The sequence below is a fragment of the Gordonibacter sp. genome, assembly GCF_036667095.1.
In the GTDB taxonomy this organism is placed as follows: Bacteria; Actinomycetota; Coriobacteriia; order Coriobacteriales; family Eggerthellaceae; genus Gordonibacter.
The window spans coordinates 1-10059 of sequence record NZ_JAVWUP010000097.1; the positions used below are offsets into that span (position 1 = coordinate 1).

General features: G+C 57.9%; 4 protein-coding genes. All 4 read left to right on the top strand.

Annotated features, from left to right (window positions below):
* Nucleotides 1–397: 397 nt before the first annotated feature.
* On the top strand, nucleotides 398–1882 hold the full coding sequence (locus RR842_RS09235) for an aldehyde dehydrogenase family protein (RefSeq protein WP_332514058.1): 1485 nt from the start codon (nucleotides 398–400) through the stop codon (nucleotides 1880–1882).
* A 745-nt stretch (nucleotides 1883–2627) separates the two neighbouring features.
* On the top strand, nucleotides 2628–4337 hold the full coding sequence (locus RR842_RS09240; RefSeq protein WP_332729554.1) for a SpaH/EbpB family LPXTG-anchored major pilin: 1710 nt from the start codon (nucleotides 2628–2630) through the stop codon (nucleotides 4335–4337).
* Between the two features lie 288 nt (nucleotides 4338–4625).
* Nucleotides 4626–9194 carry a hypothetical protein gene (locus tag RR842_RS09245; protein ID WP_332729555.1) on the top strand — a complete coding sequence of 1523 codons (4569 nt, stop codon included), beginning with the start codon at nucleotides 4626–4628 and terminating at the stop codon, nucleotides 9192–9194.
* The gene (locus RR842_RS09250) at nucleotides 9191–10018 is read left to right on the top strand and encodes a class C sortase (protein ID WP_332565649.1); all 828 of its coding nucleotides are present in this window, start codon (nucleotides 9191–9193) and stop codon (nucleotides 10016–10018) included. Before RR842_RS09245 ends, RR842_RS09250 begins: the two co-directional genes overlap by 4 nt.
* The last annotated feature ends 41 nt before the right edge of the window (nucleotides 10019–10059 follow it).

Genomic DNA, 10059 nt, shown 5'->3' on the forward strand with positions numbered 1-10059 from the left:
GGGGCCCTTCGCGCTTTCGGCGTGCCGAGTGCCGAGGACGGTGCGCCAACTAATGGCGCACCGTCCTACCCGATTCTTTTTGCAGCGCTTCTCCTCTAAGGGTTTCTCATCCTTTTCTCGTCTGGGGGGCGGCTTCCCTGTCTTCCTTTCGAGCTTTGATGCTTGCGGATTGCGCGATGCTTCGTTGTTTTTTGGGGATAGCAAGCACATCCTGCGCGCTCGTTCTTGCCGTTCGTCCGGGAATGTTACTTGTTCGGCAGTGTTTCCTGACCGTTGCCAGAACTTTGTAAAACGGCGACTGCATTGCTGCCGTGCGCACGTTATGCTGATCAGAACGGTCGGTATGGCCGGTTGCCTGCGGCGGAATAGCCGTCGCCCGGATGAAAGGTAAGAGAGCATGAAAAATCCTGCCCAGAAATCCTATCAACTCTACATCGGCGGCCAGTGGGCTGACGCCTCGGACGGGGGCACGCTCGACGTGTTCTGCCCGGCCAACGGCGAGCAGCTCTCCACTATCGCCGATGCGACGAAAGACGACGTCGACCGTGCGGTCGATGCAGCATGGAAGGCATTTGAGACGTGGGGCAAGACCGACAAGGCCCAGCGTGCCATCATTTTGAACAAGGTAGCGGATATCATCGAGGAGAACGCCGAGCACTTTGCCATGCTGGAGTCGCTCGACAACGGTAAGCCCATCCGCGAGACGCGCGCCATTGACGTGGCCTACTCGGTCGATCACTTCCGTTACTTCGCCGGCGTGCTTCTGGCCGATACCGGCGAGGTTGACATGCTGCCCGGCAACATGATGTCGCTGGTGCTGCACGAGCCTATCGGCGTGGTAGGGCAGATCGTGCCCTGGAACTTCCCGTTTCTTATGGCCGCGTGGAAGCTGGCCCCGGTGCTGGCGGCGGGCGACTGCACGGTGTTCAAGCCGTCCTCCACAACATCGCTTACGGTGCTCGAGTTGGCGCGCCTGACGCAGGACATCATCCCGGCCGGCGTGTTCAACGTGGTCACGGGCCGCGGTTCGAAATCGGGGCAGCACCTCCTGGACAACCCGAAGATATCCAAGCTGGCGTTTACCGGCTCCACCGAAGTGGGCCGCGACGTGGCGCGTGCGGCGGCCGAGCGCCTGATCCCGGCCACGCTCGAGCTGGGCGGCAAGTCCGCCAACATCATCTTCCCCGATGCCAAGTGGGACATGATGCTCGACGGTGTGCAGTTGGGCATCCTGTTCAACCAAGGCCAGGTGTGCTGTGCCGGTAGCCGTATCTTCGTGCACGAGAGCATCTACGACAAGTTCGTGGAAGACGCCTGCGAGGCGTTCTCCCGGGTGAAGGTAGGCATGCCCTGGGAAGACGATACTCAGATGGGAAGCCAGGTCGACCAGAAGCAGCTGAAGAAGATACTTGAGTACGTCGACATTGCTAAGCAGGAAGGCGGCCGCGTGCTCTGCGGCGGCGAGCGCATCGAGGACGGCGACCTGGCACGTGGCGCGTTCATGCAGCCCACACTCATCGAGGTACCGAACAACTCGTGCCGGGTGGCTCAGGAGGAGATATTCGGGCCGGTGGCCGTCGTCATCAAGTTCAAAGACGAGCAAGAGGTCATCGACCTGGCAAACGATTCGGTGTACGGCCTGGGCGGTGCTGTGTGGACTCGCGACATCAACCGCGCTTTCCGTGTAGCGCGCGGCGTGCAGACGGGCCGCATGTGGGTGAACACCTACAACCAGATCCCGTCGGGCGCGCCGTTCGGCGGCTACAAGGAATCCGGCATCGGCCGCGAAACGCACAAGATCATGCTCGAGCACTATACGCAGGCCAAGAACATCATGATCAACTTGGGCGAAGAGCCCAGCGGTTTCTACCCGGCGAAATAGTGCGACCGTAGCCACACGGCGTGTGTGTGGTGGCAGTGTGGTTCGGGTGGGTTTTAAAGAGCAAGGCAGGCGTTCCTCGACGAATCCCTACAGCTTGATGCAGCGATGCATCCTCGCTGTAGGGATTTTTTTGTAGCACAACCCCTCTGTAATATTTCTCTAAAAAATACTTGAGTTGACAGATCATGTTTGTTTTCGCGAAGAAAGAACCCTGTTTCCAAGAAGTCACACAAGGCCTTCTTTACGGCAAAACTGGCTGCGATGGTTTTCGGATCGTTTCCGAGCGATATCGAACGGTAAGCGCACGAGCAACGTATGCGCGTTAAGCTAAGACCATGGTTTAAGGAGCCGAGCAAGGCGGTTTGCGGCGTGGATGCTTTTAAGGGAAAGGACAGATTGCGGTAACGCAGCATCTGCGCGCAAAGGCGTGTGCGGGAAGTTGGATCTGCTGCGATATTTCACTCCTTCGTTTTTCTTGCTTTCTCAAAAGATGCAGAGTATCCCGCTTTTTCTTTTAAAACCCAATCAGCTTGAAACATTGGAAGGCTTTGCTTGCCGCCTTGCGTGAGCTTTGCCAAAACCATCGGAGGTGATGATCTGCGACGAGGCGTTGAAGTCTCGGTTTCCTTTGCCGGAAGAGGCACGTGAAAAGAGAGCGGCGCCGATGGTTGCTTCGAGTAGGACAGCGGCGCCGGGTACGTTAAGGCGGCAAGTTCGCCGCGTCGACGAATGAAAGGATGACATCATGGAGCAGGGAATTATGAGACTGCCCAGCAAGCTTGCGGCCGTTCTGGCGACGGCGGCTCTTGCCGTTTCGCTAGCGATAGGTGCAGCGCCTGCCTTTGCTCTGGGCACCGGAGGGTTTACAGATGACAGCTCAGCTTCCATTACGTTGCATAAGTACAAAACTCCCACAGATTCAAGCACGCCGGGCACCGGTGCGGCAGGTCAGCAGCCTCCTATCGGTGCTCAGCCCCTCGGGGGTGTGCTGTTCGCGTTGTATAAGCTTGATACCGCAAAGGTCGAGGGCGGCATTGCTGGCACGCCGGCCGTGACCAAGACCCCTGCCGCCTCTGAGGTACCGGCCTTTCTCGCTACCTACCGCGATGCGACCTTCCCGCCAATCGAACAGTCGACTGGCGCCGATGGCGTGGCGGCGTGGGGTTCGTTGAAGTTCGGCTACTATCTGCTAGAAGAAAAAAGTACGGGTGGGGCGAACGTTCAGGCAGCGGTTCCCTCCATCGTGACGCTTCCGTATGCGCAGCAGGCTGCAGGCGGGACTACTACGTTTATCAAAGATGTTCATGTGTATCCCAAAAACGTGAGTTTGGACGACGTTGAGAAGACGGTGCTCGATAATCCCGACTTAACGGCACCCTATGAGAGTCTGAAGTATCAAATATCGTTCAGGATTCCTGTTGCGCAAAAGGTCTACGAGAGCGACGCGGCTTGCATGCAGGGCACCATCGTCGACACGGTTCCCCAGAGCTCGACCGGAAAACCGATGCTGGGGATACGGAACGATTTTACCGTTGTCGCCCTGTCTTTTGACGGTACGGAAAATGCGCTGCCTGCAAAAGATATAGGGTTTAGCGACACCTCCGCTACAGATGGAAGGGTAACGTGGACGATCACCCCCCTTATTGCCAAGGCAGTGGAAGCTCTTAACACTACTCGCGCAGATGAACCTAGAAAGCAGATATCGAAACTCGTCATTCGGGCTACTGCCCAGGTAACCCCCCACGCATTCAATGCAAGCATTGATGCGGACGGTCAGGCTTCCATCATAAACAGCGCCTTGGTCTCGATTACCGACAGCAAGGGTGCAGTGGTGGTGGATCGCAAGCAAAGCACCACGCCTGCTATCCCAACGACGGGTTTTCAGTTTACCAAAGTCGATGGCAAAGGCAGCCCTATCCTCTCCGATACTGCTTCTTTCAAGCTGGCTGCATCGTACAGCGATGCAGTAGCGGGTAAATTTATCAAGAGCACGACAGGCACCGCCGATCTTGTGGCTTCCAGTAACGCTACGAATGGCAAAGCGGTATTCTCGGGTTTGCATTCTTCTGATCTGACGGCGAATGGCTCGGCGTACACCACCGTCAAGCAGGCGGTTAATGCCGCTCGTGCCAACCTCGGCGTGCCTCAAAACGTTGATGTCTGGATGGTGGAAACGAAGGCACCCAACGGTTATCGCGCCTTGCAGGCACCCCAGAAGGTCACGCTTCAAATCGTGAAAGCTACGGCTACTTCTAAAGTGAAAACCACGGTAGTGAGCGGCCCGGTGTGCATTGTCAACACGATGAACGGACAAGAGGGTGGCGGTAACTTTGCTCTGCCGAATACCGGCGGCATCGGTGCCATTGTGTTCTTTGTCGTAGGTGCAGGTGTTGTTGCCTTTGCGGTGGCAACCTTCGCGCGCTCCCGTAAGCGCGATCGCGACGATCGCCCCTAAGGTAGAAGAGTGCCCCGAGCATGGTGTGCTGATGCTCGGGGCACTTATGGACAGGCGGCTTTTGTTGCGGGAGGCAGTGCATCGAGAAAGGGGATAAAGATGAGAAGAGTCAACCACAACCGACCATATCGAGTTTTATGGCGCTTTTTTTCGCATGCGACCATCATGATGGTGCTGGTTTGTGCCCTTTTTATTCCCGTTGCCATAACTCCCAGCGCTTTTGCACGAGAGCCGTATTCGGCGGCTCCGGTCTCGTCCCCGCATGTGTCAGAGCAAAGGGGACAAGGCGTGAGGGAGGGATCGTCGTCTGCTTCCGAGTCGGCAGCTGCTTTCGTGACATCGGAGGCATTGGTATCCGAGCGCGAAGCCGAAGGCGCACCGGCAGATAAGACGGCTTTGCCTGATGAGGAAGAGGCAGGCAAAGCTTCCGGTTCGACGCCTTCGGCTGGTTCGGATACCGATGTGCAACCCGAGGCCGAAGGCAAGGCCTCTGCTGTTCCCGACACTCGCGAGCAGGCAGGCGGGCAGGAAGGTTTGGCTTCCCCTGAAGCCGAGGCCCCTCTTTCCTCTGCACCAAGGGCTCTTTCCGCGATCTATGTCTCTGCTTCGGGTAGCGACGCTGCAGGAACGGGTACGTCAGCCTCGCCGTATGCCACGCTTGGGGCTGCCGTATCTGCCGCCGATTCGCTGACGCAGGTAACCATCATGGTAGTAGGGGATCTTGTTTGCACTACGACGGCTGTCGTCGGGGCAAAAAATATCGTGGTGTACGGTGTGCCTGGCACGGGTGGAGCCGCGCCTACGGTACGCGGGGGGACAGCGACGGTTTCTCTCTTTACGGTGAGCACCGGATCGCTGACGTTTAAAAACATTGCGTTCAACGGCGCCTCGGTCGCTGCAAACCGTCGGGTCGTCGAGGTTACGGGTGCGGGAGGGAGGTTGACGTTAGATGCCGGGGCAACTATCTCCCGGTGGTATACCACGGGGTCTACGGGCGCGATTCGGATAGCTGCTCCTAATGCCGTGTTTACCATGAAAAATGGTAGCTCGATATCGAGTTGCCTGTTAGTCACGCAAGGAAACGGCGTCGGCGGAGGCGCGGCAAGTGTTACTGCGGGGCGTGTCACGAATACTACGACAACTCCGCTTTCCGCAGGCCGCGCATCGCTTGTTATGGAAAGCGGCGCTTCGATTTACGACTGCGACACGCGTATGAACGTGTCGGGAGAGTTGTCGGGGGGCGGTGCGTTTCGCGCGGTTGATGCCCTCGTCGACATACAGGCTGGTGCAACAGTGCGCTACTCCGACGTTACGTTTGTGACGATAGGCGGGGCGTCGTTCGATCCAACGTCGTTTCGCCAGGGCGGCGGCGCGCTGTTTGCCAGCAATTGCAAGCTCGCTTTTGCGGGCACGATCGATAGCTGCAATTTTGTGGGACAGGAGAATACGGGTGTGGAAAACTTCCGCGCTGGCGGCGGCGCGATGTATTTGCATTCCTACGGCTGCACTGCGCTCGTCGGGGTCGATTGCAGGGCGGAGGTGGCAGGGTCCATAATCAACTGCACGGCCTTTGCGGGCGGGGGTGTTTATTATTGGAGCGAAGCCAATGTGCTTGACGGGGGTGCCTTTTTTTGGACGGCGCAGGATGGGCCGCGTACCTCTGCTGATCAGGTGATTGCATCTAATTACGATGCACTTATCCTGCGGGGCTCGATAAGAAGCTGCCGGACTTTCGACACGGCTAGCACCAGAAGAATCACGCTTAATGCGGGTTCGACTACCGATTTCTCATCAACAGGTATAGGTGGGGGCGCGGTGTGCGGGGCTAACGGCGGACTTGTGGCGTTGGCAGACCAGGCCGTCATCGACTCCTGCATGACAGGTACTGAGGGAGGCGCGATCTCAAGTTGCAAAACATCGATTTTCGCTCTGTCGAATACGCTTGGAAGCGGTGGTCCGACTATAACAAACTGCTCGTCGAAAAGTATCGGAGGCGGTTTGTCTCTTGAGGCTTCGGCTCACCTAGAGCGGATCAGCCTGACCAACTGCTCTGCTGCTTTTGGTGGGGGAATGTATATGTGCGGACAATCCGCAACCATGTATGATTGCGTGATAACGGGTTGTTCGGCGAAGCAGTACGGCGGGGGGATTCTGCAGAACTCGAATCATGATCTCTTTATGTATGGCGGTACGATTCGGGGCAACACGGCAGATGTCGGGGGAGGTGGTATCGCCGTTTGCGGCAATGCCAATGGAACGGCGGCAGCTCCTCGGGGCCTTGTGTTCAATTATCCCGCGACTGCTAACGGCGGCTATACTAATCCAGCCTTCTGCAAGACTACGATTCTTGCGGGCAAGATAGGCGTCCCTTGCATCGTGTTGGACAATACTCAAGGAAGCGCCAAGCAGGCCTCGAATCTTTGGACCTATACCACGAATCCAGCGCTTCGTATTTTCATGTCCGGCAATTTTGTTGCGGGGTCGAAGATGGGCGTCAACGTGGGTAATGGCGCGGTTGACTTCAACAAGGTACCCTCTCAATTTGCCACAGCGGGGCAAGCCTCCTTCAACTTGAATGCTTTTAGGTGCGACCTCAACAGTACCTACGCGGCAGCTTACAGTACCAAAAACGCCCTCAATTGGGTCTTTGGGTATGCGGTTGACTACCAGGCCAACGTACCGATGGGCTCCACGTTGCAAGGACAAGCGCCCTTCGATGGTGAGGTGGGGATATCGAATCTCTACTACCAGTCGGGTGGTCTTGCGCCTATTTTGGATCAGGGGACAATGGTGGTGGATGGCTATCTGTTCAAGGGATGGAGCACGAGCGCCAGCGCAAAGACGCCAACCTATCTTCCGGGATCGACGTTGTCGTACAGCACGCAACTCGATCCCGATAAAGATAGCCGTATTCCCTTGTATGCCGTTTGGGAGAAGATCGTGGGCGCGTGTCAGATTATTCGCGACACCAACAACGACGGCGTTCCTGATGCGTTCTTCAAAGAGTACAAGAGCATATACAACGCCTTTTTGGAGGTGGCGACGGGCGATCGCGTGGAGATGTTGAAGGATTCCCCCCTGGTCGATTTCAGCGGGGCCTCGGGAAGCGTGCCAAGCGACGGACGCGTTGTGCTGGTTGCCGAGGATACTAAGGTTGTGTTCACCACCGCACCTGCGATGCAGCCTATCGCCGGCGCGCAGGCTTGGGCGGGACCCTCGTCGCAGTCGGGGACTCCGCGTGCGACGATCACGCGAACGAGCAACAGCTCGACCGCGTCTGCGTTGGTGATTATGGGCGGGATCACGCTCGGCACGCTTTCGTTTGAGGGTGCCTGCACTCCCGCGCAGGCAGCGAGTGGGTTGGGACTGCAGGCAACACGCCCGCTCTTCGAGGTGTCAGGAGCGTCCTCTGCGCTTACGCTTGGAGAGGGAGCGCGCATTGCCAATGCGTGCACCGTTGGTGCGACAGGTGGCGCGATACGTGCGGGGACGGGATCGACAGTGGTTGTGAGCGGCGGATCGATCAGCGCTTGCACGGCGCAAGACGGCGGCGCGCTTGCGGTATCCTCCGATGATTCGGCTTCTCCTGCCACTTTGCGGGTGGATGGCGGATCGGTGTCGGGCTGCTTTGCGAGACGTTGGGGTGCAGGTATTTTTGTGGGCAAGAATGCCTCGGCTACGCTGGCAGGTTCCGCAGAAGTGCGCGGCAATACCGCTTCCTTGTCGGGCGGAGGCGTGTATGTTGACACTTTGGGGCTGCTGGCTATGAAAGGTGGGATGATAGCCGACAATGCGTGCACTGCCCAAGACAGCTCGGGCAGTGCTGCGCATGTGGGCGGGGTGGGATCGGCTGCGTTCCGAGGGGGTGCTGCACGTATCACGGTTTCGGGCAACGCGTCTGTTTACGGGAACAAGGGACGAGCAGCCGGCGAGTCGTCTGCGGCCACGGCTCGTGCTTCAGATCTTGAGGTTGCGCGGGCAAACACCTCCTACTTGGTTGCTCTTGGCGCTGAGGGACTGGGCTCGTCGGCTCGTATAGGTATCACGGCGACCGACCAGGCGTTGCTTGCGTCTGGTGCTCAATATGCCATTGTCTCTTCGGGGCTTGCATCCGATGCGCCCAACCTCTCTCTGATTTTCAATAATAACGATGCATCCCTTATCGCGTGTGCGGGCTTGGGCCAGGCGGTGGTGTGGCGGCCCCTCCGTGTGAGTGTATCCTTCGCCAAGGTGGGGGCGATCCAAGAGACGGGCCTGTACAAACCTTTAGCGGGTGCGGCATTTTCGCTTTATCGCTATGTGGGCAGCACGGTCCTGAATGCCGGTTCTATCAACAGCGCCGCAGTCGAAGCTGCCTCGATCACCTCGACGCAGTGGGCTCCGGTGGTGGCGGCCGATGGCACGGAAGGTCTGCCAGGTGTATCGACGAACGTTCCCTATGCTTTCACTTCGGCTGACGGTACGGGTGCGGCCAGCGCGGGTACGGTGACGTTGCAGGGGATCGATACGAGTGCTTGGTACATGCTGGTGGAAACGGCAGCTCCTTTGGGGTATAGCAAGCCAAGGGGGCAATGGGCGTTTCGGACTGTTGAAACAGCGCCGGGGACGGGAGTTTACCGTATCGACACGCAGGCCATGCTCGCACGTATCGGCTCGGATGGATCGCAGCCTCCTGCTTTCCGGACATCCCTCACTATGCCGAGCGGCATACAGCAAGGGCTCTTCTTGCCGAATGTCCCGGTATTCAACCTGCCCTTTGTCGGCACCTCCCTCTGGTTTCCCGTGATATCCGTGGTGGGGATGGTCTTAGCGGCGGTAGGGGTGAGGATGCTTCGTAAGAAATCTTCCCGGAAATGAACGCTGCCCGCCGTGTGGTAGCACTCCTGCTTTTACTGGTAGGCATGGGGGTGATGCTCTATCCCGTGGTGGGCACGTTGCTCAACGAGCAGTCCTTTTCCAACGCAGTGGATCACTATGAGGAGAAAATGGGAATGCTCTCAGATGACGAGCGGGAGGCCATGCTTGCCGAAGCGCATGCTTACAACGATAGCCTGCGAGGGGACCCCGTGCGCGATCCGTTCATACCGCATAGTGGATTTGCCCTGCCCGACAACTATGAAAGCGTCCTCGATGTGGACGGCGAGGGGCTTATGGGCACCGTATCTATTCCGGTCATTGGCGTGGAGCTTCCCATCAGGCATGGTGTTTCTGATGGAGTGCTTGAGCAGGGGGTCGGACATATTCCCCAAACATCTCTGCCCGTGGGAGGCGAAGGTACGCACTCGGTGCTGACCAGTCATACCGGATTGCCGACGGCAAGGCTTTTCACGGATCTTGCGATGCTGAAGAAAGGCGATGTGTTCATCATCGACATGCTGGGTGAAAAGAGGGCGTATGCGGTCGATGACATCACCGTGATAGAGCCCAGCGATCTTTCGGCTGTCCGCATCGATTCAGAACATGACTACGTAACTCTGCTCACCTGTACTCCGTACGGACTGAATACCCACCGTTTGCTCGTTCGCGGCGCTCCCTGTGCGCTGCCCGAGGCTGGCAAACTTGTCGATATGCGTGTTCCGCTGCAAATGGAGATGCTCGTCTGGGGCATCGCTTTTCTAAGCTTGTCCGCGATAATCACGGCAGCCCTGCGGATTCACCGTATGCGCAAACGAGCGGGATGAGCAGGGGTTCAGCGCCGTTTGCGCATACAGTTATCGTCGTC